24 protein-coding genes are annotated in these 24,340 nt (G+C 72.7%); 5 read left to right on the forward strand and 19 right to left on the reverse strand.

The genetic code is table 11. The features are described 5' to 3' along the window. Window positions 1-2: 2 nt before the first annotated feature. Window positions 3-956 carry a non-homologous end joining protein Ku gene (gene ku, locus AC1QRC_RS17950; protein ID WP_484204599.1) on the reverse strand — a complete coding sequence of 318 codons (954 nt, stop codon included), beginning with the start codon at window positions 954-956 and terminating at the stop codon, window positions 3-5. A 17-nt stretch (window positions 957-973) separates the two neighbouring features. Between ku and ligD (AC1QRC_RS17955) the strand changes: the two genes are divergently transcribed. Together ligD (AC1QRC_RS17955) and ligD (AC1QRC_RS17960) are read left to right on the forward strand one after the other, a co-directional pair. Further along, the gene (ligD, locus tag AC1QRC_RS17955) at window positions 974-1,921 is read left to right on the forward strand and encodes a non-homologous end-joining DNA ligase (protein ID WP_484204600.1); all 948 of its coding nucleotides are present in this window, start codon (window positions 974-976) and stop codon (window positions 1,919-1,921) included. 1 nt (window position 1,922) lies between these two features. Next, on the forward strand, window positions 1,923-2,795 hold the full coding sequence (ligD, locus tag AC1QRC_RS17960) for a non-homologous end-joining DNA ligase (RefSeq protein WP_484204601.1): 873 nt from the start codon (window positions 1,923-1,925) through the stop codon (window positions 2,793-2,795). Window positions 2,796-2,895: 100 nt separating this feature from the next. Here the strand turns inward: ligD (AC1QRC_RS17960) and AC1QRC_RS17965 are convergent, their stop codons facing one another. From AC1QRC_RS17965 to AC1QRC_RS17985, 5 genes are all read right to left on the reverse strand, one after another. Continuing rightward, window positions 2,896-3,231, reverse strand: a complete 336-nt coding sequence (locus AC1QRC_RS17965) for a histone-like nucleoid-structuring protein Lsr2 (RefSeq protein WP_484204602.1) — start codon at window positions 3,229-3,231, stop codon at window positions 2,896-2,898. Between the two features lie 135 nt (window positions 3,232-3,366). After that, complete coding sequence (locus AC1QRC_RS17970; RefSeq protein WP_484204603.1) at window positions 3,367-3,543, reverse strand: hypothetical protein; 177 nt, start codon at window positions 3,541-3,543, stop codon at window positions 3,367-3,369. Between the two features lies 1 nt (window position 3,544). After that, window positions 3,545-4,996 (reverse strand): lysine--tRNA ligase, encoded by a 1,452-nt coding sequence (lysS, locus tag AC1QRC_RS17975; RefSeq protein WP_484206683.1) that lies wholly within the window; start codon window positions 4,994-4,996, stop codon window positions 3,545-3,547. A 105-nt stretch (window positions 4,997-5,101) separates the two neighbouring features. Continuing rightward, the gene (locus tag AC1QRC_RS17980; RefSeq protein WP_484204604.1) at window positions 5,102-5,650 is read right to left on the reverse strand and encodes a methylated-DNA--[protein]-cysteine S-methyltransferase; all 549 of its coding nucleotides are present in this window, start codon (window positions 5,648-5,650) and stop codon (window positions 5,102-5,104) included. Continuing rightward, window positions 5,647-7,215 carry a DNA-3-methyladenine glycosylase 2 family protein gene (locus tag AC1QRC_RS17985; RefSeq protein WP_484204605.1) on the reverse strand — a complete coding sequence of 523 codons (1,569 nt, stop codon included), beginning with the start codon at window positions 7,213-7,215 and terminating at the stop codon, window positions 5,647-5,649. The genes AC1QRC_RS17980 and AC1QRC_RS17985 overlap by 4 nt, the downstream gene beginning before the upstream one ends. Window positions 7,216-7,299: 84 nt before the next feature. Between AC1QRC_RS17985 and AC1QRC_RS17990 the strand changes: the two genes are divergently transcribed. Beyond that, window positions 7,300-8,286 (forward strand): SAM-dependent methyltransferase, encoded by a 987-nt coding sequence (locus tag AC1QRC_RS17990; RefSeq protein ID WP_484204606.1) that lies wholly within the window; start codon window positions 7,300-7,302, stop codon window positions 8,284-8,286. Window positions 8,287-8,353: 67 nt separating this feature from the next. Continuing rightward, the gene (locus tag AC1QRC_RS17995) at window positions 8,354-9,457 is read left to right on the forward strand and encodes an NADH-quinone oxidoreductase subunit D (RefSeq protein WP_484206684.1); all 1,104 of its coding nucleotides are present in this window, start codon (window positions 8,354-8,356) and stop codon (window positions 9,455-9,457) included. 47 nt (window positions 9,458-9,504) lie between these two features. On the opposite strand, the gene AC1QRC_RS18000 is transcribed toward AC1QRC_RS17995, so the two are convergent. From AC1QRC_RS18000 to AC1QRC_RS18060, 13 genes are all read right to left on the reverse strand, one after another. Next, complete coding sequence (locus AC1QRC_RS18000) at window positions 9,505-10,284, reverse strand: alpha/beta fold hydrolase (protein WP_484204607.1); 780 nt, start codon at window positions 10,282-10,284, stop codon at window positions 9,505-9,507. 49 nt (window positions 10,285-10,333) lie between these two features. Beyond that, entirely contained in the window at window positions 10,334-13,543 is a 3,210-nt protein-coding gene (locus AC1QRC_RS18005) for a hypothetical protein (protein ID WP_484204608.1), read from the reverse strand. Between the two features lie 54 nt (window positions 13,544-13,597). Next, window positions 13,598-14,497: a hypothetical protein gene (locus tag AC1QRC_RS18010; RefSeq protein ID WP_484204609.1), complete on the reverse strand. Its 900-nt coding sequence runs from the start codon at window positions 14,495-14,497 to the stop codon at window positions 13,598-13,600. Further along, window positions 14,494-15,021, reverse strand: coding sequence for a DUF3180 domain-containing protein (locus tag AC1QRC_RS18015; RefSeq protein ID WP_484204610.1), 528 nt, complete (start codon window positions 15,019-15,021; stop codon window positions 14,494-14,496). The genes AC1QRC_RS18010 and AC1QRC_RS18015 overlap by 4 nt, the downstream gene beginning before the upstream one ends. Further along, window positions 15,018-15,911 (reverse strand): 2-amino-4-hydroxy-6-hydroxymethyldihydropteridine diphosphokinase, encoded by an 894-nt coding sequence (folK, locus tag AC1QRC_RS18020; protein WP_484204611.1) that lies wholly within the window; start codon window positions 15,909-15,911, stop codon window positions 15,018-15,020. The genes AC1QRC_RS18015 and folK overlap by 4 nt, the downstream gene beginning before the upstream one ends. Next, entirely contained in the window at window positions 15,901-16,722 is an 822-nt protein-coding gene (gene folP, locus AC1QRC_RS18025; protein ID WP_484204612.1) for a dihydropteroate synthase, read from the reverse strand. Before folP ends, folK begins: the two co-directional genes overlap by 11 nt. Next, window positions 16,719-17,306 (reverse strand): GTP cyclohydrolase I FolE, encoded by a 588-nt coding sequence (folE, locus tag AC1QRC_RS18030; protein ID WP_484206685.1) that lies wholly within the window; start codon window positions 17,304-17,306, stop codon window positions 16,719-16,721. Before folE ends, folP begins: the two co-directional genes overlap by 4 nt. Window positions 17,307-17,367: 61 nt before the next feature. Next, window positions 17,368-19,392: an ATP-dependent zinc metalloprotease FtsH gene (ftsH, locus tag AC1QRC_RS18035; RefSeq protein ID WP_484204613.1), complete on the reverse strand. Its 2,025-nt coding sequence runs from the start codon at window positions 19,390-19,392 to the stop codon at window positions 17,368-17,370. Between the two features lie 117 nt (window positions 19,393-19,509). After that, on the reverse strand, window positions 19,510-20,061 hold the full coding sequence (gene hpt / locus AC1QRC_RS18040) for a hypoxanthine phosphoribosyltransferase (RefSeq protein ID WP_484204614.1): 552 nt from the start codon (window positions 20,059-20,061) through the stop codon (window positions 19,510-19,512). Between the two features lie 54 nt (window positions 20,062-20,115). Next, window positions 20,116-21,117, reverse strand: a complete 1,002-nt coding sequence (gene tilS, locus AC1QRC_RS18045) for a tRNA lysidine(34) synthetase TilS (protein ID WP_484204615.1) — start codon at window positions 21,115-21,117, stop codon at window positions 20,116-20,118. Between the two features lie 33 nt (window positions 21,118-21,150). After that, window positions 21,151-22,251, reverse strand: a complete 1,101-nt coding sequence (locus tag AC1QRC_RS18050) for a zinc-dependent metalloprotease (RefSeq protein ID WP_484204616.1) — start codon at window positions 22,249-22,251, stop codon at window positions 21,151-21,153. 24 nt (window positions 22,252-22,275) lie between these two features. Continuing rightward, on the reverse strand, window positions 22,276-23,109 hold the full coding sequence (locus AC1QRC_RS18055; protein WP_484204617.1) for a D-alanyl-D-alanine carboxypeptidase: 834 nt from the start codon (window positions 23,107-23,109) through the stop codon (window positions 22,276-22,278). Continuing rightward, the gene (locus AC1QRC_RS18060; RefSeq protein ID WP_484204618.1) at window positions 23,072-23,716 is read right to left on the reverse strand and encodes a D-alanyl-D-alanine carboxypeptidase; all 645 of its coding nucleotides are present in this window, start codon (window positions 23,714-23,716) and stop codon (window positions 23,072-23,074) included. Before AC1QRC_RS18060 ends, AC1QRC_RS18055 begins: the two co-directional genes overlap by 38 nt. Before the next feature lie 85 nt (window positions 23,717-23,801). On the opposite strand from AC1QRC_RS18060, the gene AC1QRC_RS18065 reads away from it, so the two are divergent. Beyond that, window positions 23,802-24,326 carry an inorganic diphosphatase gene (locus AC1QRC_RS18065; RefSeq protein ID WP_484204619.1) on the forward strand — a complete coding sequence of 175 codons (525 nt, stop codon included), beginning with the start codon at window positions 23,802-23,804 and terminating at the stop codon, window positions 24,324-24,326. Window positions 24,327-24,340 lie beyond the last annotated feature (14 nt).

Genomic DNA, 24,340 nt, shown 5'->3' on the forward strand with positions numbered 1-24,340 from the left:
GCTCAGCCCGCCTTCTTCTTGGTCGAGGACTTCTTCGGCTCGCTCTTGGACCCACTCTTCGACCCGGCGGGCTTCTTGGAGGCCGCCGTCTTCTTGGGGGCTGCCTTCTTCGCGGTCCCCTTCGACGCGGGCTTCTTCGCCTCGCCCCCGTCGTCCTCGGCCGCATCCTCACCGCGGGAGGCCTTGGCCCGGTCGACGCTGCGCTGCAGCGCCGCGAGCAGGTCGACGACCTCGCCGGAGTCCTCCTCGTCGGGCTCGGCGGGCTCGGTCACGTCCCCGCCCTCGACCTTGGCCTGCACCAACTTCTCGACGGCCACCGTGTAGTCGTCCTCGTAGGCCTCGGGCTCGAAGTCACCGGCCATCGAGTCGACCAGCATCCGGGCCATCGCGACCTCGTTGTCCTTGGGCTCCCCCACCTCGTCCAGGTGGTCCAGTTCCCCGGCGTCGCGCACCTCGTCGGGCCACAGCAGGGTCTGCAGCACGATCGCCTCGTCCAGCACCCGCAACACCGCCATGGTCATCCGGGAGCGCACGGAGACGGTGACCACGGCCACCCGTTCGCTCTCCCGCAGCGCCTCCCGCAACAGCCCGTAGGCCTTGGCGCCCATCGCGTCCGGTTCGATGTAGTAGGCCTTGTCATACAGGATCGGGTCGATCTGGTCGGTCGGCACGAAGCGTTCGACGCTGATCTCCTTGGAGGAGCGGTTGGGCAGGGACCGGAAGTCCTCGTCGGTGAGCACCACTGTCTTGCCGTCCGCCGTCTCGTAGGCCTTGGCGATCTCCTTGTAGGGCACCTCCTCACCGTCGGCCTGCGCGACCCGCTTGTAGCGGATCCGGCTACCGTCGCTGCGGCGGACCTGGTGGAAGCTCAGGTCGTGGTTCTCGGTCGCTGAGTACAGTCGCACCGGGACGTTGACCAGCCCGAACGACACGGCACCCTTCCAGATTGCTCGCACTGTTACAGGATGGACCCATGCGCCCCATGCTCGCCACCCCGGGCTGGTCGGCCGGGACCGGGATCGACCCGCTCACGGCCGTCCCGGACGACCCCGACTGGGTGCACGAGCTGAAGTGGGACGGGATCCGGCTGCTCGCCCACGCCCGCGACGGGCAGCTGCGGCTGACCACCCGGACCGAGCGGGACGTGACGGTGGCCTTCCCCGAGCTGCAGCCCCTGGGCGAGCGCGGGCGGGACCTGGTCCTCGACGGCGAACTGGTCTCCCTGGCCGACGGCCGGCCCTCGTTCCAGCGCCTCGCCGAGCGGGTGCACACCACGTCGGCACGGCGCGCCTCCCAGCTGGCGTCGGCCCGACCGGCGACCTACGTGGTCTTCGACGTGCTGCGCGTGGACGGTCTGGACCTGACCGTCCTGACCTGGCAGCAGCGACGCGACGCGCTGACCGAGCTCCTCGAGCCGCACGCGGCGTGGCAGGTGTCTCCGGTGTATGCCGACGGGCGCCAACTCCTGACCGCCACCGCCGAGCAGGGGCTGGAGGGCATCGTGAGCAAACGGCGCAGCTCGGTCTACCGGGCAGGGGTGCGCAGCGGCGACTGGCTCAAGTTCCCGCACCGCACCACAGCGAGCTGGGTCGTCGGCGGATGGCGGCCGGAGACCGGTCGGTCCCGACTGGGTGCCCTCCTGGTGGGGTCCCCGACGGAGGGCGGCCTCAGCTACCGGGGTCGCGTCGGTAGCGGCCTCGCGGGCCGGGCCGGGGCGGCGCTGCAGCAGCACCTGGCCGACCTGGCGACCTCGGACAGCCCCTTCGTCGACGAGGTCCCCCGGATCGACGCTGCCGGTGCACACTGGGTGCGGCCGACGCTGGTCGTCGACGTCGCCTCGTTGGGCACGACCGGCGCAGGGCGGCTGCGCCAACCCAGCTACCAGCGCCCGCGGCCCGACCTGACCCCCGAGGAGCTCTGAGATGGCGAGCGGACCGGTGCAGACCGTGAGCGTGGCGGGGCGCACCCTGCGGGTCAGCAGCCTGGACAAGGTGCTCTACCCGGCGACCGGCACCACCAAGGGTGAGGTGCTGCAGTACTACGTGCAGGTCGCCGACCGGCTGCTGCCCCGGCTGGCGGGTCGCCCGGTCACCCGGATCCGCTGGCCGCACGGCGTCGGGGACCAGAGCTTCTTCGAGAAGAACCTGCCGAGCGGGGCCCCGGACTGGCTGCGCTCGGTGACCATCCGCGGCCACGGCTCACGGTCCGGGCGCGAGTCGGTGACCTACCCCCTGGTGGAGGACCTGCCGACCCTGGTCTACCTGGTGAACCTCGGCTCGCTGGAGTTCCACGTGCCGCAGTGGCAGGTGGACGAGGACGGCCAGCCGCTGCCGCCGGACCGGATGGTGGTGGATCTCGACCCTGGGCCGGGGGCCGGGCTGGCGGAGTGCTCCAGGGTCGCCGTGCTGGTCCGCGACCAGCTCTCGGCCGTGGGGCTGGAGTCCCGCCCGGTGACCAGCGGGAGCAAGGGGATGCAGCTGTATGCCGAGCTGGACGGCGAGCGGACCTCGGAGGAGGTCAGCGCGGTGGCGCGGACGCTGGCCCAACTGCTCGCCGAGCGCCACCCGGACCTGGTGGTCTGGAAGATGACCAAGGCCCTGCGGCCGGGCAAGGTATTCCTCGACTGGTCCCAGAACTCCTCGGCCAAGACAACGATCTGCCCGTACTCCCTGCGGGGGCGGGACCAGCCGCACGCCGCCACCCCTCGGGACTGGCCCGAGGTGGAGGCGGCCGCGGACGGGTCCACACCGCTGCAGCAGGTCCCCTACGGCGAGGTCCTGGACCGTCCGACCTGACCAGCGGCCCTGGGTGGCAACCCCCGGACGCGACCGGACCCCGCCACCTTCGAGGGTGCCGGGGTCCGGTCGGAGTCGTCGACTGGGTCAGTGAGTGACCTCAGTGGGCGGCTCGGTAGGCGTCCTGGACCTCCTGGGAGACCCGGCCCCGGTCGCTGACCTTGTAGCCGTTCTCCCGGCCCCACTCGCGCATCCGTGCCAGCTCCTCACGGGTGGAGCTGGTCGGACCGCCGGAGCCCCGGCGGCGGGTCTGCCGACGTCCCCCGGAGCGGCGTGCCACACCGATCCACGGAGCCAGTTCCTCGCGCAGCTTGGCGGCGTTCTGGTTCGACAGGTCGACCTCGTAGGTCACCCCGTCCAGACCGAACTCCACCGTCTCCTCGGCCTCGCCGCCGCTCAAGTCGTCGACGAGAATCACCTGTACGCGCTGTGCCATCTAGTCCTTCTCCAATTCGTCGGTCATCTCTCGAGTGCGGATTCGCATTCATGGATCAATCTACGGCACGCGAGAAAGAATGCAAAGTCTATTCAGGGGATTCTCAGGATTGGCAAAGTTTAGGCGCGGGAGCCACTAGTCGCCCGATTTGCCCTGCTGCTCGTCCAGTTCCCGTTCCCACTGGCGGAGGGCGGCGCGTTCGCGCCGATCACCCTCGACGATGTGTTTCATGATGACGTAGAACAAGAACAGCAAACCAGCGGTCGGCAAGAGTGCGGCCACATAGGGCCACAAATCCTTCAGCCAGTCCATCTCACGCCTCGGGCTTGAGGAAGGGGAAGAGAATGGTCTCCCGGATTCCGGTCCCACCGAGCAGCATGAGCAGCCGGTCGATACCCAGGCCCAGGCCCCCCATCGGCGGGGCACCGTGCTCCAGGGCCCGGAGGAAGTCCTCGTCGAGCTGCATCGCCTCGGGGTCGCCGGCCGCGGCCAGCAGCGACTGCTCGGTCAACCGTGCGCGCTGGATCACGGGGTCGACCAGCTCGGAGAACGCGGTGGCCCGTTCCGTCCCGGCGATGATCAGGTCCCAGGCCTCGATCAACTCCGGCCGGTCCCGGTGCTCCCGGGCGAGGGGCTGCGCCAGCGGGGGGTAGTCACAGACAAAAGTCGGCGCCAGGATGTGGGGTTCGACGAGATCGCCGAACAGTTCGAGCGCGATCTTCTGCCCGCTCCATTCCGGTGAGACCTCGACACCATGGGTCTGCGCAATACGCACGAGGTCCTCGACCGGGGTGTCTACCGTGACGGGCTCGCCGACTTTCTCCGACAGACCGTCATAGAAGGGAAGCCAGGCCCATTCACCGTCGAGGTCAACCACACCTGCGTCGGTCTCGATCGTCCGGGACCCTACGGCATCCGCCGCGGCTACAATGAGACGCTGGGTGAGGTCGGCCATGGTCGTCTGGTCGCCATAGGCCCGATAGGCCTCCAGCATCGTGAACTCCGGGCTGTGCGTGGAGTCAATTCCTTCGTTGCGGAAGACCGGCCCGATCTCATAGACCCTTTCGATGCCGCCGACAACGGCCTTTTTGAGGTTGAGCTCGAGGGCGATGCGCAGGCTCATCGGCAGGTCAAAGGCATTGAGGTGGGTGTGGAACGGGCGCGCGGTGGCGCCGCCGTGGATCGTCTGCAGCACCGGCGTCTCGATCTCGACGTAGCCGTCCGACACCAGCACGCCCCGCAGCGCGTGCATCACCGCGGCCCGGTCGCGCACCATCTGGCGGGCTTCCTCGCGCACGATCAGGTCGACATACCGCCGCCTGACCCGTTCCTCCTCGGAGAGGTCCTTGTGCAGGACCGGCAGCGGGCGCAGCGCCTTGCTGGCCATCTGCCAGTCGTCGGCCATGACCGACAGCTCGCCGCGGCGGCTGCTGATCACGCGGCCGTGGACGAAGACGTGGTCCCCCAGGTCGACGAGCGCCTTCCACCGAGCCAGCGACTCCTCCCCGACCTCTGCGAGGCTGAGCATCGCCTGCAGCCGCGTGCCGTCGCCGGACTGCAGGGAGGCGAAGCAGAGTTTGCCGGTGTTGCGGACGAAAACCACCCGGCCCGCGACCCCCACGACGTCCTGCGTCTCCTCCCCGGTCTCCAGGTGGGCCCAGTGCTCCCGGATCTCGGGGATGGTGTGGGTGACCGGCACCTGGACCGGGTAGGCCGCGGCGCCGTCCTGCAGGATCTGGTCGCGCTTGGCCCGACGCACCCTCATCTGCTCGGGCAGGTCCTGCTCGGGCAGACCGGTGCCGGGCGTGGCGGGGGGTGCCTGGGTGTCGGTGCGCGCGTCGGTCACCCCGTCAGGGTACCTAGCGGGAGGTCACCACAACGAAGCGCCACTGACCCGCTCCTCCAGCGCCAGGAGGGCACGCTTGCGCTCGACACCGCCGCCGTAGCCGGTCAGCGAGCCGTCGGCGCCGACAACCCGGTGACACGGCACCACGACGCTGATCGGGTTGCGGCCGTTGGCCAACCCGACGGCCCGCGCCGCACCGGGCGACCCCACCCGACGGGCCAGCTCGGCGTAGCTCCAGGTGGTCCCGTAGGGGATGGTCTCCAGCGCGGCCCACACCCTCCGTTGGAAGTCAGTGCCCTCCGCGGCGAGGGGGAGGTCGAAGTCGGTGCGGTCGCCGGCAAAGTATGCCGTGAGCTGGCTGATCGCCTCGCGCAGCACGGGCGGTGCCTCCGCGGGGTCGACGAGGTCTCCCCGCGCCTCGGGCCCCGGCGCGTGCCGGTGCGACTCCATGTAGACGCCGGTCAGCGCCTGCCCGTCGGAGACCAGCGTCAGCACCCCGATCGGGCTGTCGGTCTCCACCCGGACGGACCCTCCGGTCCGGGGGGTGGCTCCGGTCGTCGTCGTGCGTGTCATGCGCTCTCCTCCTGGTGCTGGCCGCGCCCGGGGAGGGCTGCGGCGGGGTGGGTCGTGGCGGCCCACAGGGCCTGGACTGCGTAGCTGCGCCAGGGGCGCCAGGCCTCCGCACGGTCGCCGAGCGCCCGCTGGTCCACCGGCAGACCCAGGGCGGCGGCCCCCGATCGGACCCCCAGGTCGGTGACCGGGAAGGCGTCCGGGTCGCCGAGTCCGCGCAACGCGATCATCTCCCGGGTCCACGGCCCGACCCCCGGCAGCGTGTCCAACCGGGCGCGCGCCTGTGAGCGGGAGGCCTCCGGGCCGAGGTCGAGAGTGCCGTCCGCCACCGCGCCGGCGACGGCCAGCAACGTGCGCCGCCTGCTGCCCGGCATACCCGGGATCCTGGGGTCCTCCGGGTCGAGTCCGGCGAGGTCCGCAGCCCGCGGGAACAGCCGGTCCGGCTGCCCGGGGCGCAGCACCAGCGACGTGGGCAGGGGTTCCCCCAGGGCCCGCACGAGCCGGCCGGTGGTGGTCGCAGCCGATGCCGTCGACACCTGCTGCCCGAGCACGGCCCGCAGCGCGAACTCGGCGGGGTCGACGGCGCCGGGGAGCCGCACCCCGGGGCGTGCGGCGACCGCACCGGCCAGACTGTCGTCGGCGGAGAGTGCCTCGTCCACCGCGACGGGGTCTGCGTCCAGGTCGAGCAACCGGCGGCACCGGTTGATGGCGGTGGTCAGGTCGCGCACATCCTGCAGCCACAGGTCGGAGGCCACGTGTCGCTCCCCGTCGGCTGCGGGGCGCAGCCGCACCAGACCCGCACCGTGCGGCAGCCACAGCGTCCGCTCCAGTGCGCCGTCCGACCATCGCTCGACGCCGGGCACGGCCGTGGCGGCGAGGTGACCAAACAGGCTCGCGGCGTGCAGCGGGGCCCGGAACGGCAGCCTCAGCCGGAGGTGCTGCGACCCGGCGTGCGGCGCCTTGTCCGACTGGGGCTGCCCACGGCCTGCCCGGGTGCCACGCGCCCGGCGGACTCGCCGGCGCAGCTCGGTGGGGGTCTGGGCGAAGACGGCCCGGACCGTGTCGTTGAAGGAACGGACGCTGGCGAACCCGGCGGCGAACGCCACGTCGCCCATCGGCAGGTCGGTGGTCTCCAGCAGGATCCGGGCCGTCTGGGCGCGCTGGGCCCGGGCCAGCGCCAGGGGGCCCACGCCGAGCTCGGCCGTGACCAGGCGCTCCACCTGGCGAGCGCTGTAGCCCAGGCGCCGGGCCAGCCCCTCCACCCCGTCGCTGTCGACGACGCCGTCCGCGACCAGCCGCATCGCCCGGGCCACGAGGTCCTCCCGCACGTTCCACTCCGGGGAGCCCGGGCTGGCGTCGGGGCGGCACCGCTTGCAGGCCCGGAAGCCGGCCGCCTGGGCGGCGGCGGCGCTGGGGTAGAAGACGATGTGCTCGGGCCGGGGTGCGCTCGCCGGGCAACTGGGACGGCAGTAGATCCCGGTCGAGGTGACGGCGGTGATGAACCAGCCGTCGAACCTCGTGTCTCGGCTGCGCACCGCCCGCAGACAACTCTCCCGGTCTTCGTACACACCCCCAGCATGCGCTGTCGCGGCGCAGGAACCTAGCAGGTTTCCGACATGCAGGCCGGGAGCTTCCGGGTCCACACTGGCCCGGTGACGTGGGAGCCCTGGGAGTCCGCCTGGCAGGAGGCCCTCTACGGCCCCGCCGGGTTCTACCGCCTCCCCGAGGGGCCGGGCGGGCACTTCGCCACCTCGGCCCAGGGGCTGGGCGCGGCCGGCGACCACCTCGCGGCGGCGGTCCTCGCGCTCGCGCGGCGCGCCAGCGCCCGGACGATCCTCGAGGTCGGCGCCGGCCGGGGCGAACTCCTCACCGCCCTCGCGGCCCTGACCGAGCAGGCGCCGGAGGCGCCCGACGTGCCACCCCCGCCAGACCTGCACGGGCTCGACGTCGTCGCACGCCCCGAGGGCCTGCCGGACCGGGTGGCCTGGACGGTCTCCCCCGGCGGCGCGGGGCTCCCGCCGGACCTCACCGACCTGGTGGACGTCCTGGTCCTCGCCCACGAGTGGCTCGATGTCGTGCCCTGCCCCGTCGTCGAGCGGGACGACTCCGACCGGTGGCGCCTGGTGGAGGTCGACCCGACCGGGGCCGAGCGCCACGGCGCCCCCGTGGCCGGGCAGGACCTGCGCTGGCTGGTCGACCACGTGCCCGCCGATGCGTGGCGGGCCGAGGTGGGCCGGCCGCGGGACCACGCCTTCGCCGATCTCCTCTCCCGCGTCGACCGGGGCCTGGTGGTGGCCGTCGACTACGGCCACGTCCGGGGTGACCGACCGCCCGGGGGCACGCTCACGGCATACCGGTCGGGGGTCCAGGTTCCCCCGGTACCCGACGGGTCCTGCGACCTGACCGCCCACGTCGCGGTCGACACACTGGGGGCCGAGCGCCTGGTCCGCCAGCGGGACCTGCTGCCCGAGCTGTTGGGGCCGGCGCCTCCTCCGCCGCACGACCTGGCGAGCCGGGATCCCGCGGCCTACCTGGGCGCCCTGGCGCGGCGCTCCGCCAGGGCCGCGCTCACCTCCCCCGACGGACTCGGCGCGTTCTGGTGGGCGATGAGCAGCCGCGGCGGGGCGTGCCTGGGCTAGCGTGGGGCGGGTGACACCACAGGACCTCGACCTGGCCCTGGGCGCCGGTGGGCTGACCACCACCGAGATGGTGCTCAACATCGGGCCGCAGCACCCGGCGACGCACGGCGTGCTGCGGTTGCGGATCACCGTCGACGGCGAGCGCATCGTGGCCGCCGAGCCGGTGATCGGTTACATGCACCGGGGCGCCGAGAAACTGTTCGAGGTGCGCGACTACCGCCAGATCATGGTGCTGGCGAACCGGCACGACTGGCTGTCGGCGTTCAGCAACGAGATCGGGGTCGCGCTCGCCGTCGAGTCGATGCTGGGGATGGAGGTCCCCGAACGCGCCACCTGGGCACGCACCCTCCTGGCCGAGCTGAACCGGGTGCTCAACCACCTGATGTTCCTGGGCTCCTACCCGCTGGAGCTGGGCGCGATCACGCCGATCTTCTACGCCTTCCGCGAGCGCGAGGAGTTGCAGGCGGTGATGGAGGAGATCAGCGGCGGTCGGATGCACTACATGATCGCCCGGGTCGGGGGGCTGCGCGAGGACATCCCCGACGGGTGGCTGGACCGGGTGGACGCCGCCGTCGCGGCGGTGCGCGGCCGCCTGCCCGAGCTGGAGGCGCTGCTGGTCGACAACCCCATCCTGCGCGGCCGGACCGTCGGCGTGGGCGTCCTGTCGCCCGAGACGGTCCGCGAGTTCGGGGTCTCCGGCCCGATCGCCCGGGCCTCGGGACTCAACATCGACCTGCGGCGCGACGAGCCCTACCTGGCCTATGGCGAGCTCTTCGGCCCGGACGGCCCGGGGCGGGTGGTGACCCGCACCGCCGGCGACTGCCACGCCCGGCTGGAGCTGCTGCTGGAGCAGGTGAGGGTGAGCCTGGACCTGGCCGAGCGCTGCACCGCGGTGCTGCGGGACCTGCCCGACGGGCCCATCAACGTCAAGCTGCCCAAGGTGCTCAAGGTCCCCGAGGGCGAGATCTACCTGGCCACCGAGAACCCGCTCGGCTTCAACGGCTACTACCTGGTCAGCCGCGGCGACAAGGTCCCCCACCGGCTCAAGCTGCGCTCCGCCTCGTTCAACAACGTCCAGGTCCTCTCCCGGATGCTCCCCGGCCACCTCGTCGGCGACATGGTCGCCATCCTGGGCTCGATGTTCTTCGTCGTCGGCGACATCGACCGCTGAGTTCGCATCTGTCCGGGCGATCTCCCCCGGACCCCTACAGGCCCGCCCTACAGGCCCGCCGAGTCCGCCCGGTCCAGGAGCCACTGCATCGCCCGGGGCAGGGCCACCTCGAGGGCGCCGTTCAGGCCCTCGTGGTCATACCCCTCGTAGACGTCGCGGGGGACGCCGCGCCGCTCCAGCCCGGCGCGGTACTCCTCGTGCGATAGCACCATCTCGACGGCCTCGGCGTCCTGGTCCCCCCAGAAGCAATAGAGCGGGCAGGGGAGGTCGTCGACCAGTGTGTCCGGCGGCAGGGTTGCGAGGTCGCGGTAGAACGCCCGCGCCGCGAGGGGATCGAACCGCTGGTGCACCTGCTCCCAGACCGCGGGGTCCTGCTGCAGCGCCCGGGCCTGCCCCTCGATGTCGGCCAGCGTGACCCCGTAGTCACCAAGGAGGGGGAAGCCTCCGGAGGCGACGGCCGCCACCGTGTTCGCCTCGCGCAGTCGCCGGGCCAGCCACGGGCCGAGGGCGCCGGTGAAGGAGTAGCCGAAGAACAGGGTCCGGTCGAATCCCGCCCGCCGGACGACGGCCTGCAGGTCGGTGGCCCAGCGACCGGCCTGGTAGGCGGGTCCGCCCGTCCTCGTGCTCGGGCCGTAGTCCCGGGGCGAGGCCACGATCAGCGTGAACCGCTCCGCCAGGCGCTGTTCAACGACTGGACTCCAGGTGAAGTTGCACTCGGGGGCCAGCAACGGTGGCCCGGCCCCCCGCACGCGATAGGCGATGCGGGCGCCGTCCAGGTCGAGCGTCTCCATGGCCACCTCGCGGGTCGACTCCGGCGCGGTCGGCATGCCGCGCCCCGCACGCTACCCGGCTGTGGGGCGCAGCACGGCCAGCGCATCACCCAGCGTGCCGAATCCCCTGGCGCACAGGACCTCCCGGGTGTCGGCGGGGTCGCACCGACTGAGCACCTGTCGCTGCATCGCCTCGTCCAGGGAGTCCATGCTGTCCTGGGACAGGGCCCAGCCGAGCGGGGCGGTGACGGTGGGGAAGGTCGTCTGGTTGACCACGACCACCGACAGGGGTCGCCACTGCTCGATGGCCGCGATGATGCCGGCGTGCTCGACGTCCGGGCCGGTGACCGGCCCGAGCCCGAGCCGTCCCGTGCGGGTGAGCGTGCTCACCCGCTGCAGCAGGGCCGCGGTGTCGGACTGGGACAGGGCGGCCCGGCTGTTGGCGACGGGCGGCACGAGGATCTCGTTGGTCAGGTTGTTCCGCGGGCTGGCCAGGTCGCTCCCGGCCCCGTTGTCGAGATAAATGACGAGTGGCACGACCAGCTCGACCCCCGCTCCCCCGGCACCGGCGAGCTGGCTCCGGTTGTGCTCCTGGACCAGGACCAGCCACTGCGGCGCCAGGTCCACCAGGGTCCCCAGCCCGGTGTTCTCGGTGTAGCCGCCGTCGACGAGCTGCTGCACCGGCCACTGCCCGCACGGGCCGACCACGCCGGAGGGGGTCACGTAGGGGAACCGGGCGGTGAGCATCCCCGCCGTCGCGGTGGTCAGCGCGCCGAGGCAGTCGGGGCGCCGCGCCCCCGTAGTCGGCCAACAGGTCCACCGACCGCGGCGCCGCCCGGTCCAGGGCGTCGCAGGTGCCGTCTGCCGACACCGAGGAGGTGGTCTCACCCGAGAGCGCCCCGTCCCCATCTCCGACCAGGAACCCCGGACTGCCCGGGCCCGCGACGTTCTCCGACACTTCGGGTCGGTCCGGCGCGGCGAGCTCCAGCTGGCTGACCAGCATCCGGCACCCGGTCGTGGCCGAGGTCGAGGTGAGCACCAGGTGCCCCGACGGGGTGCCCACGACACCGGGGGCGTCCTCGGGCAGGAACGGCTGCCCGAGGGCGCTGCTGTTGCGCTCCCAGGACCGCTCCATCAGCCCGGCACGATCGACCCAGTCCCGTTCCGCACCTCCTGCCGGCAGCGGGACGCCGGTCGCGCTGAAGATCAGGTCCCGCACCAACAGGCCCACGACACCCGCGCCCAGCGCGTCACCGCCGGTGATCCCGGTGACCTCCTCGCGCGCCCCGCCGACGGGGGCGAACCGGGTCGCGGCCAGCCCGACCGCCCCACCGCTGGCGCCGCCGGAGAACAGGGTGGAACGGGCCCCGCACGCCTCCTCACCGGACGCCGGCGCCAGCCACTCCTGGCCGTCCGCCGTCATCTGGCGCCCGCTGAGCAGGTCCAGCCCGGCCGCCGTCCAGTAGGCGGCGCGCACCCCACCCCCCTCGGCCGCGACCAGCACCATGGGCCGCAACGTCACCTCGCGCCCGTCGACCGTGACCGTATGCCGACACGCACCGGGATCCTCCAGCCAGCCCCGGAAGGCCGTGGCCACGTCGGCACGCTCGGGCAGCGGGTCGACCCGGGGGTCCGCGCTGCGGACCCCGTGCACGTCCGAGGACCCACCGGCGGTGCCGGCGATCAGGAGCGTGACCACGAGCAGGGTGACGACCGGGGCGACCGACAACCGGATCCCCGGGATCCAGAAGAGGTGCGGTGACCCGCCGTACTGCAGGAGCACCACGGCGCTGGCGATGAGGGTGGTGAGCAGGGTGATGGCCAGCACCACGCAGGCGATCACGCCCAGGCCCCTGCCGAGCGGGAACGGGAAGGACCCGACGAGGAGCAGCCCGAGGGTGCTGGCGGCGAGCAGGCTCGCAGCGACCGTGGTCTGGCGCCGGGTGGTGGGGTGGCCGGGCGACAGGATGGTGCGCAGGCGGCCCCAGACCCGCTGGCTACGGGTCCGCGGGACGTCCTGGGTGGGCTCGAGCCGCTCCAGGACGAAGTCCCCCACCGGCCACGCGGCGAGCGCGGTGCCGCAGCCCAGCACGATCAGGAACCAACTCCACCCGTCGCCCCCGTCCAGCACGATCGGGGCGGTGAACGAGCGCACCAGGCCGAGCCCGGCGACCACCGGCACCAGCACGGCCAGGACGTCACCGGCCAGGCGGACCGGGCGCAGGTGCTCGGGTCGCAGCACCCGGACGTCGGGGCGCCGCACGTGGCGGCGCACCCACTGCGCCACCGGGCCGTCTGCCGACCCTGCCAGGAGGGCACGCAGCACCAGCGACCCGACGCCGATGACGGCCGGGACCCCGGCGAACACCAGCACCCGCGTCCAGTTGCGGCCGTCGGTGCCGGTCAGGGCCGGCAGCAGCAGCGCCAGCGCCAGGATGACCCCCGCGCAGATGATCCAGAACCACACCAGCGGGCCGGGTCGGCGCCGACCCCGCTCCTCCCACCCGTGCACGCGCCACCAGGTGAAGTCGCTGCGCATCCGGCCCAGCACGAGGACCACGACGCCCAGCACCGCGAGGGCCACGGACGCCGCCAGCGCGTGGACGAAGCCGGTGCCGTCGTCGGTCCACCGCCGCTGGATGTCGGGCAGCTGGTCGAGCATGTCCGCCCCCGGCAGGATGCTCAGCGCCAGCAGCGGCAGCAGCGCCACCACCGAGAACCGGTGGGTGTAGAGCGCCCGCACCCCCCGGGCCAGGGCCGCCCGCCAGCTCGGGTCGCCCCGTCGGAACAGCCTGCGCAGCACGACCACGCTCAGCAGCACGACCCCCACCCACTTGCCGGCACTGACCCAGGGCAGCACCGCGGCCACGCCGCCGGACCGCCCCGGGGCGACGGCGGCGAGCAGGGCCAACGCGTTCTCCAGCAGGTCGACCGCGACGGTCACGGCGAGCAGCCGGTATGCCGAGGGGAGCGGGGTGCGCAACAGTCGCCCGAGCAGGGTGGCATAGAGGGTGATCAGCACCAGGTCGAGGAGCAGGTACGCCAGGAGCCAGGTCTGCACCCGTGCGTCCCCGGCCATCGACTGCGCCACGGCGTGCCACCCGTCGGGGCTGCGGTCCAGCAGCCGCGAGGGCCCCATGAGGTCGGTGAAGGGCCAGGTCCTGGCCCGGTCGTCGAGCACGGCGCCAGCGAGCCGGTTGATCTCCCCCAGCACCACCACGAGGATCACGATGCCGGTCAGCAGGCCGGTCACGGGAAGGTCGAACCGGGGTCGCGGGCCCCGGTCCTCGGTCGGCACCGAGCGAGCACCTTCCATGGGTGCAGCATGGGCGCACCCCGGCCCCCGGTCAAGGGGACGACAAGACCCAGGTCAGTCCAGGTGTTCCGTCACCCGGACCAAGATCCCGGCCCAGTCCTCCCCGTGCAGGTCGTCCACGGAGCCGATCCCGAGCAGGTGGTGCAGGGCGGCTGCGCACAGGCCCCCGACATCCGGCCACTCCTCGGAGTCGGTGGCCAGCCCCGGGTCCGGCCGGAGGCTGACCTGCTCCACGTCGATGTGGGCCAGACCGTCGTCGTCGACGAAGGACCCCGGCGATGATGCAGCCAGCTCGTTCGCCCTGACACTCGGCTCCAGCGCCCGCCAGAAGGGCCTGCCGTCGCGGAACTCGACCGTCCCGAGGTCTCCCTCGTACTCCCGGGGCAATCCGCCACCGGCGAGCGTCGCGCCCTGGAGCACCAGGAGCTCGGGCAGCAACACCTGCTCGGCGAGGGGCCTCGGGGTGAGCGGATCCGGGGCGTCCGCGAACTCCCCACCCTGCGGTTGCCGCCCGTCCCAGAACTCCGCCTCCCACGGGAACGGGTCACCGAAGAGCACCCACGGCATCTCCGAGCTGCACCGGATCAGCCTGCGCAGCCGACCATGGTCGTAGACCTCGACCCGCAGTTGGTCGATCACCTCGGCATACTGGATCCGCACCCACCACGCGGGCTCCTCGCGCGACCAGACCCAGGGGTTCAGGTCAAAGACGAAGGGGAGCAGGATCTGGTGCGCCACCCAGGAGTAGCGGCCCTCCACCTCACCGGTGAGAACCTCCCACTCGTGGACATCGTCGCCGGTGAAGTAGTCGGCAAGCGTCGTGTCCTCATCGTCGTCCCGCATCCGGAGCTCGGGCCAGCAGTCGGCGATGTGGTCGATCGCCCGGCTGAAGGCTGCGCCCTCCTCCTCGTAGTTGGAGTAGACCACCAGATCGAAAGACGACAGCTCACTCATCGCAGCCCCTCCCAGGTGCCGTCCTCGTCGTCATCGTCCGCCGGCGGCACGCGGCACCACCGTTGGGCCACCATGCCGCAGACCGCCACGGTGGCGGCTGCGGCGGCGCTGGCCAGGGCCCGCAGCAACAAGGAACGGACCGAGGCGACATCGGCGTCGGGGGCGGCCAGCACGGCGTGCGCGAGGTACCAGCCGACCAGCGCGGCCCCGCCCAGTGCGCTGGCCTGGGCGGCGACGAGCGCGCCTCGGGCTCGCTGCGGCGACATCGGCAGGCCCGGCCCTACCGCCCGCGCCCCCGCGCCCCGGCCCGTGGGCGGTTGCTGGACCGACCGGTGCACCTGCCACCCCGCCAGCAGGACGATGGCCGACAGCAGGAGCAGCGGCCCCAGCGCGAGCCAGGGCAGGGTGGGCAATTGCCCGCCGTTGTGCCGCCACACCAGGAGCAGCACGAGGCAGACGATGCCGGACGCGACGGCGGTCAGCCCGACTGCGCTCCACCGCACCCCGCCGTCCCGGACGTTCACGACGATGCACCCCCCGGCAGCGGCCGGACCCCCTCCCGGCCGACCCGGTCGAGTTGCTCGACCACCGGCCGCACCTCCTCGCCGACCCGCAGCGTGGCCCCGGGGTCGACCTCGGCCCAGGGCGCCAGGACGAACCCGCGCTCGTGCGCCCGCGGGTGGGGCAGGGTGAGCGCGGGGTCGTCGGAGAGGGCCTCGCCGGCGCTGCCGGGCGTGCCGTACTGGATGAGGTCCAGGTCGAGGGTGCGGGCACCCCACCGCACCTCGCGGGTGCGCCCGAAGTCCTCCTCGATGCGGTGCAGCGCGGCCAGCAGGGACGCCGGGGTGAGCCGGGTCCGCGCCACCGCGACGGCGTTGACGTAGTCCGGCTGCTCCGGCCCGCCGACCGGGGTGGTCCCGAACAGCGGCGAGGTGCGCACCGCCCGCAGCCCCCTCACCCGGTGCAACCGCCGGGCCGCGGACCGCACCTGGTGCGCGGGGTCCTCCAGGTTGGCGCCGAGGGCGATGACGACCGGGACGTCCCGGTCGCGGCGCACGGTGACCGCGACGTCGCCGAACGGCACGCCCACGGGGGCCTGGGGCTTGTGCACGGTCACGGCGACGGACTCGACCAACGGCCGCGACAGCACCCGCTCGGCGATCCGCCCGGCCAGGGCCTCGATGAGGTCCAACGAGGGCCCGGTGACGATCTCCACGACGTCGGCGGCGACCTCCGCGTAGCTCACCGTGGCCGCCAGGTCGTCGCGCTCGGCGGCGGCCCGCAGGTCCAGGTCCATGACGACGTCGACGACGAAGTCCTGCCCGTCGCGCTTCTCGAAGTCCAGCACCCCGTGGTGCCCGTATGCCGTCACGCCGGTGAGAGTGATCCGGTCCCGGGAGCGGTCAGCGGGCATCGCGCACCCTCCGCAGCACGGCCAGGGCGTCGCGGGTGCCGGGGACGTCGTGCACCCGCACGGCCCAGGCACCCAGTTGGGCGGCCAGCAGGCTGGTCGCGGCGGTCGCGGCGTCGCGTTCGGTGGGCGGCGCCGGCTCAGCCGTGTCGTCGTCCAGCCGGCCGAGGAAGCGCTTGCGGGAGGTCCCGACCAGCACCCGGTGACCCATCGCGACCACGTCCGCCAGCCCGGCGAGCAGCTGCCAGTTGTGCCCGGCGTCCTTGCTGAAGCCGAACCCCGGGTCGACGATCAGTTGGTCCGCGCCGACCCCTGCCGCGGTGAGGTCGGTAATCCGCTGGCCGAGCTCGGCGACCACGTCGGCGACCACGTCGTCATACCGGGCCAGCTGGTCCATCTGCGCGGAGTGTCCCCGCCAGTGCATCACCACGAAGGGGACGCCGGCGCGGGCCACCACGCCCGCCATCGCGGGATCGGCCAGCCCCCCGGAGACGTCGTTGACGATCTGCGCCCCGGCCGCCAGCGCCTGCTCAGCCACCTCCGCGCGCATCGTGTCGACCGAGACCGTGACGTCCCGGTCGGCCAGCGCCCGCACCACCGGGATCACCCGGTCCAGCTCCTCCCGCACGGCGGGCCGGTCGGCACCGGGGCGGGTGGACTCACCGCCCACGTCGACCAGGTCGGCGCCCTGGCGGACCAGCTCCAGCCCGTGCTCGACGGCACGGTCCGGCTCCAGCCACATACCGCCGTCGCTGAAGGAGTCGGGCGTGACGTTCACGACCCCCATCACCAGCGGGAGGTCGGCGCCGCTCATCGCGTCCGGTCCGCCAGGACCAGGCTCATCGCCTCGGCCCGGGTCGCCGGGTGCCGCAGCTGCCCGCGCACCGCCGAGGTGATGGTGCGGGCGCCGGGACGCCGGACGCCGCGCATCGACATACAGAGGTGCTCGGCCTCGATCACCACGAGGACACCCTGCGGATTCAGGTGGTCGGCCATGGCGTCGGCGATCTGGGAGGTGAGCCGCTCCTGCACCTGCGGGCGGCGGGCGAAGACGTCCACCAGCCGGGCCAGCTTCGACAGCCCGGTGACCCGCCCGTCGGTGCCGGGGATGTAGCCGACGTGGGCGACCCCGTGGAACGGCACCAGGTGGTGCTCGCACAGGCTGAACAGCTCGATGTCGCGGACCAGGATCAGCTCGCTGTGGCCCACGTCGAAGCTGGTGGTGAGCACCTGCTCCGGCTTCTGGACCAACCCGGAGAACAGCTCGGCGTAGGACCGGGCGACCCGGTCCGGGGTGTCCCGCAGACCGTCCCGGTCGGGGTCCTCCCCGACGGCGAGGAGGATCTCGCGGACCGCGGCGGCGATCCGGGCATGGTCCACGGGGGCGACGGCCGGCATCTCGCCCGCGTCGCTGTCCCCGTTGTCCGCTGTGCGGCGGTCCACGTCGGGCCGGTCCACCTCAGTGCAGCCCCTGGCCGGGGTCGACGTAGCCGCCGTCGGGCACCTCGACGACGGCCGAGGGGGGTCGCTCCCCCTCCGGCTCGCGGTGCCCGTTGGACATGGCGCGGCGCTCGGCCTCGGTCTGGACGGGGCCGCGCTGGTGGATGCCGCGCTGCTCGCTGCTCAGCCACACCGGCCGCTCGGGGCGCTTGACGACATCGGCGAAGATCTCGGCGAGCGGCTCGGCGCCCAGCGTCTCCTTCTCCAGCAGTTCCAGGACGAGGAGGTCCAGGATCTCGCGGTTGTCGTTCAGCGCGTGCCAGGCCTCGTCGTGCGCGGCCTCGATGAGGCGGCGGACCTCCTGGTCGACGACACCGGCCAGGTCCTCGGAGTAGTCCCGTTCGTGGCCCATGTCCTTGCCGAGGAACACCTCGCCGGACCCGGAGCCGAGCTTGACGGCGCCGATCCGCTCGCTCATCCCGAACTGGGTGACCATCTTGCGGGCCAGGCCGGTCGCCTTCTCGATGTCGTTGGAGGCGCCGGTCGTCGGGTCGTGGAAGACCATCTCCTCGGCCACCCGCCCGCCGAGGGCGTAGGCGAGCTGGTCGAGCAACTCGTTGCGGGTGGTGGAGTACTTGTCGTCGGCCGGCAGCACCATCGTGTAGCCCAGCGCCCGCCCCCGCGGCAGGATCGTGATCTTGGACACCGGGTCGGTATGCCGCATGGCCGCCGCGACGAGGGCGTGGCCGCCCTCGTGGTAGGCGGTGATCTTCTTCTCCTTGTTGCTCATCACCCGGGTCCGCTTCTGCGGGCCGGCCATCACCCGGTCGATCGCCTCGTCGAGGTACTGGTCGGTGATCACCTTGGCGTCGGAGCGGGCGGTGAGCAGCGCGGCCTCGTTGAGCACGTTGGCCAGGTCAGCGCCGGAGAAGCCGGGGGTCCGCTTGGCGACGGTCATCAGGTCGACGCCCTCGGCCAGCGGCTTGCCCTTGCCGTGCACCTGCAGGATGTGCAGCCGCCCCATCATGTCGGGGGCCTCGACCGCGATCTGCCGGTCGAACCGGCCGGGGCGCAGCAGGGCCGGGTCCAGGATGTCGGGCCGGTTCGTCGCGGCGATGAGGATGACGTTGGCGTTGGCGTCGAAGCCGTCCATCTCGACGAGCAACTGGTTCAGCGTCTGCTCGCGCTCGTCGTGGCCGCCGCCCAGCCCGGCGCCGCGGTGCCGGCCGACCGCGTCGATCTCGTCGACGAAGATGATCGCGGGGGCGTTCTCCTTGGCCTGCTCGAACAGGTCGCGCACCCGGGAGGCACCGACACCGACGAACATCTCGACGAAGTCGGACCCGGAGATCGTGTAGAACGGCACGCCCGCCTCGCCGGCGACCGCCCGGGCCAGCAACGTCTTGCCGGTGCCGGGGGGGCCGTAGAGCAGCACGCCCTTGGGGATCTTGGCGCCCACGTCGAGGAATTTGCGCGGGTCGGCCAGGAACTCCTTGATCTCGTGCAGCTCCTCGACGGCCTCGTCGGCGCCCGCGACGTCGGCGAAGGTGACCTTGGGCATGTCCTTGGTGGCCAGCTTGGCCTTGGACTTGCCGAACTGCATGACCCCCCGGCCGCCGCCTTGCATCCGGGTCATCAGCCAGAGGAAGAGCCCGAGGATGAGCAGGATCGGCAGCATCGTGAACATCAGGGAGACGAACCAGTTCTGCTGCGCCGGGTCGTCGGTGTAGCCCTCGCTGGGCGGGTGCTCCTCCAGCGTCTGCACGACGAGGTTGCCGCGGGAGGGGACGTAGTAGGCCTGCACCTGCTCGCTCTCGGAGACCTCGTCGTTGCTGAAGGTCTCACCGTCCTTGAGGACGAGGTCCACCCGGTCCGGGGTCACGGTGGCGGAGGCCACCTTGTCCGCGGTGATCAGCTCCATCGCCTCGGAGGTGTCGATGCGGTCGTAGCCGCTCGGCATGGTGAGGGCATACCAGAGCACGCCCAGACCGAGGATCATCAGGATCCACATCCAGGGGCCGCGGGTGGTGCGCTTCTTCGTCATCTACTGTCGGGGCGGAGTGCCCCGTTCCTCCTGCTCAGGTGGTCGCCGGTCCTGCCTGCCGACAACGTGTGGTCGTCTCCCAGTGTTCCAGATCGCCGGGTCGGCGACCCCGGGCGCTCAGGAGTAGACGTGCGGCGCGAGGGTGCCCACGACCCGCAGGTTGCGGTAGGCCTCGGCGTAGTCCAGCCCGTAGCCGACCACGAACTCGCTCGGGATGTCGAACCCGACGTAGCGCACGTCGATCTCCACCTTCGCGGCCTCCGGCTTGCGCAGCAGGGTGCAGATCTCGACGGAGGCGGGGTTGCGTGAGCGCAGGTTGGTGCGGATCCAGCTCAGCGTCAGCCCGGAGTCGATGATGTCCTCGACGATGAGCACGTGCCGGTCGGAGATGTCGGCGTCCAGGTCCTTGAGGATCCGCACCACGCCGGAGGACTTGGTCCCCGAGCCGTAGGAGGACACCGCCATCCAGTCCATCTCGACGGACCCGGGCAGCGCCCGCATCAGGTCGGACATGACCAGCACGGCCCCCTTGAGGACCCCCACGAGCAGGACGTTCTTGTCCTGGTAGTCCTCCCAGATCTGGTCGGCCAGTTCCTGCAGCCTGGTCTGGATCTGCTCCTCGGTGAGCAGCACCTTCTCCAGGTCGGCACCCATGTGCGCGGCGTCCACGTCGTCTCCTGCGTTCGGGGTTGGTGGCTGGTTGCGAGCCCGGTACGGGCCCATTCAACCCGTCCCGGCGGCCTGCAGCCACATCTGGTCGTCGCTGCGGTGCGCCCGGATGCCGCCCGGCAGGTCGATCGGACCCTGGCCGTGCCACGCCGTGACCAGCCGGTCGACCGCCCTGAGGTGCTCGGCGGTGACCGACCCGGAGGGGCAGCCGGACGCTGCGGCGAGCCGTTGCCACAGGCGGCGCCGGACCGCCGGGTGCAGGGTGGTCAGCTCGGGCACCGGCCACGGGGGGTCGCCGAGCCGGTCGTATGCCGTGTCCGCCACCTGGTGGAGCGCGTCGGCGTCGTCGCGCAGCAGTTCGGCGCTGCGCGCCAGCGCGGCGGGCACCCCGGGGCCGAGGGCGGCGTCCAGGTGGTGCACCGCAGCCCGGGCCCGCACCCTGGCGAACCGGGGGTCCTCGTTGTGCGGGTCCTCCCACGGCGCCAGGCCGAGCGCCGCGCACACCGCCGCGGTCTGCGCCCGGGCCAGCCCCAGCAGCGGACGGAGCAACAGGAGCGGGGGGTCGCCGGGCACCTGCCGGGCTGACGGCATACCGGACAGCGAGCGGGTGCCCGAGCCCCGGGCGAGGCCGAGGAGGACCTGCTCGGCCTGGTCGTCGAGGGTGTGCCCGAGCAGGACCGCGCCGGCGGAAGCGTCCCGGGCGGCGGTGGCGAGCGCGGCGTACCGCGCGGTGCGGGCAGCGTCCTCCGGTCCGCTCGGTCCCGGCTGCACCCGCACCGGGATCACCGTCACGGGGTCCAGCCCCAGGTCCCGGCAGGTGTCGGCGGCGCGGGCCGCCACGGCGGCGGACCCGTCCTGCAGGCCGTGGTCGACGACGACGGCCCCAGCACGTGCTCCCAGTCGGGGCGCCACGAAGGACGCTGAGGCGGCGAGGGCCAGCGAGTCCGCGCCGCCGCTACAGGCGACCAGCACGGTGGAGCGCTCGAGGTCGTGCGCGGCCAGAGTTCGCCGGACGGCGAGACGTGCCGCGGCCACGGCGGGGTGGGGACCGGCCATGTCGTCTGTCTCCCGGACTCCGCAGTTCCCGGCTCAGCCCAGGACGCGCTGCACCCAGCGGTCCGGCTCCACGATCTCCTCGGCCCGCGGCAGCGTGTCGGGCGAGTCCCACACCCGGTTGAACTCCTCCCGCCCCACGCGGTCGACGACGTGGCGCACGAACACGGCGCCGTCGCGGTACTGGCGCATCTTCGCCTCCATCCCGAGCAGCCGGCGCAGCACCTTGTCCAGAGACCCGGCACCCTTGCGGCGGCGCTCGAACTTGCGCCGGATGGTCGCCACGGTCGGGATCACCGAGGGGCCGACATCGTCCATGACGACGTCGGCGTGCCCCTCCAGCAGGGACATCACGGCGGTGATCCCGGCGAGCTGCTCGCGCTGCTCCGGAGTGGCCAGGAGGGTCGTCACGTCGACGTCCCCGCGCACGACACCCGGCAGGTTGGTGACGATCTGCTGCACCCGGTCCCCGAGCTGGTCCGGCCCCGGGACCAGGTCGGTGCCCAGTCCCCTGGCGGCGTCGATGAGGTGCTCGCGCAGCCACGGCACGGCGGTGAACTGCACCCGGTGGGTCTCCTCGTGCAGGCACACCCAGAGCCGGAAGTCCGAGGAGTCCACCTCCAGCTCCCGCTCGGCCTGCAGCACGTTGGGGGCGACCAGCAGCAGGCGCGGTGTCCCCTGGGGCGCCAGGTCGTACTGCCCGAGCACCTTGGTGCTCACCCAGGCCAGCATGCCCGCGAGCTCGGTCCCGGCGACCGCGCCGCCCCAGGAGCTGCCCACCGGGGAGGCCCGGTGGGAGCCGGCGCCGCCGGCCCTGCCCTGGCTGCGCTGCCGCTCGACCACGGTGTCCAGCACCGGCCCGAGCATGGAACGCATCGAGGCGGCGTTGGCGCGGATCCACCCGGCCCGGTCCACCACGAGGGGGGCCGGGGCGCCCTCGGGTGCGCGCAGCAGGCTGGTGTCGGCGACCGGGGCCACGGCGCGCGCGGCGGCGTCGCGGAGCTCCTCGACCAGGTCCGCGACCTCAGCAGCGCCGACCCGGGGTCCGGCAGGGACGAGTCGTCGCCCGGCCGCCGCGGCGAGGTCCCAGTCGACGAGGTCGGAGCCGCGGGGCAGGTCCACGGGTTGGGTGCTCATGTCCCCAACCTACGCGGCGACGGCTCAGCAGCCGCAGCGGGCGAGTTCGGTGACGATGTCCTCGGTCACGGCCCGGGCCTCCAGCACCACCCGGTCGTCGAACCGGTCGGCCACGATGGCGTAGATGAGGAGGCGGTCGTCCTGGGTGACCAGGGTGCCCCCGAGGGCGGTGACCCCGGGCAGCGACCCGGTCTTGGCGCGGGCGATGCCGACGGACGGAGCATGCCGATCGGCCAGGAACCGGTCGTAGAGGGTGCCGGTGTAGCCGGCGATCGGCAGATCCTCCAGGACCTGTTGCAGGTCGGGATGGTCGCCGCCGGCGCCCGCGACCAGCACGTCGCCCACCACCCGGACCGGGATCGTCGTGCCGTCGGACAGCCCGGAGGTGTCGCTGAGCTGCACCCCGGTCACGTCGATGCCGTAGTGCTCGCTGACCTGGTCCACGACCCAGGCGTTGATGGCGTCGCGCTCCGCACCGACCCCGTCACGCAGCGCGGCCTGCCGGGCCAGCTGCTCCACCATGGCGTTGTCGCTGTCCGCCATGGCCAGCGTCAGGACGTCCCGGACCGGTGCGGAGCTCACCGTGGCCAGGAGCTCACCGTCTGCCGGGGCGCTGCCCCGCGGCACCTGCTCCTCGTCACCGGCCACCTCGACCCCGGCGTCCTCCAGCGCATCCCGGAAGGCGGCGGCCGTCACCTGCGTCGGGTTCCGGGGCGCGGGGTGGTACGGGAAGGCCCGGTCCCGCGCCAGCCCGAGCATGGTGATCGGCCCGGTGAATCCCTGGTCGAGCCAGTAGTCGGACCAGCCCGGCGCGGCCAGCTCACCGGCTCCGTAGCTGGGGTCGACGTGCAGCGTCACCGGCGGTGCGTCGCCGCCCCGGGCCTGCGCGACCTGCGTCGGCGAGGTCGGCCAGGCCGGCGCGGCCTGCCACCGCCTCGGGGTCGCCCTCCCCGGTGTCCAGCAGCATGTCGCCGCCGGACACCAGGTAGATGTCGTCGGCGCCCTCGTCGCCGACGCCGGCCACGACCGTGGTGTCGAAGGTGTCGTCGAGGGGGAGCGCCGTCACGATGGCGGCTGCGGTCAGCAGTTTGGTCAGGGACGCGGGGGTGACCTCGCGGTCCGGGGCGCGGTCCAGGATGTGCTCCCCGGTCACGGCGTCCCGCACCGTGATCGAGACCCGCTCGCCGAGCCAGTCGTTCTCCAGGTCGTCGGCCACCGCCTGCTCGACCACTTCGGGGTCCACGGCGGCGCCCTCCGTCACGGGCACCACGGGTGGGTCCGGCACCGCCCGCACGACCGGCCGGGTCCCTGCCGGAGCCGGCCCGTCCTCGGTCGCGGTTGCGGTGGCCTCGTCGCCTGCGGTCGCGGTCGCCTCGTCCGTGGCGGAGGCCGCACCAGGGCCCCCCGCCACGGCCAGGGCGAGGCAGCACCCGGCCGCGAACGCGGCTGCGCGACGTGCTCCCATGAACCCACGCTTTCGTGTTTGACCCCAAGATGTACGAAACTCTTCCGAGAGCCTAGACAACTCCGACCGCGAAGGGCAGTGCGCCATGCATTTCGACGTCACCATCGAGATCCCCCAGGGGAGCCGCAACAAGTACGAGGTCGACCACGACACCGGTCGGATCCGGCTGGACCGGATGCTCTTCACCTCGACCCGCTACCCGGCGGACTACGGCTACATCGAGGACACCCTGGGCGAGGACGGTGACCCCCTGGACGCGCTGGTCCTGCTGGACGAGCCCACCTGGCCGGGCTGCCTCGTGGCCGCCCGCCCGATCGGCATGTTCCACATGCGTGACGAGGCCGGCGGCGACGACAAGATCATCTGCGTCCCGGCGGACGACCCCCGCAAGGGCAACATCCGCGAGCTGGAGCACATCAGCGACCACACCCGCCTGGAGATCCAGCACTTCTTCGAGGTCTACAAGGACCTGGAGCCCGGCAAGTCCGTCGAGGGTGCCCACTGGGCAGGCCGCGAGGACGCCGAGCGCACCTACCACGAGGCCGTGACCCGGGCGCGCGAGGCGGGCCTGACCACGGCACGCTGGCCCGGCCCGCACGCCAACAGCTGACGTCGCGCCTCTCG

The organism is Ornithinicoccus sp., assembly GCF_057176825.1.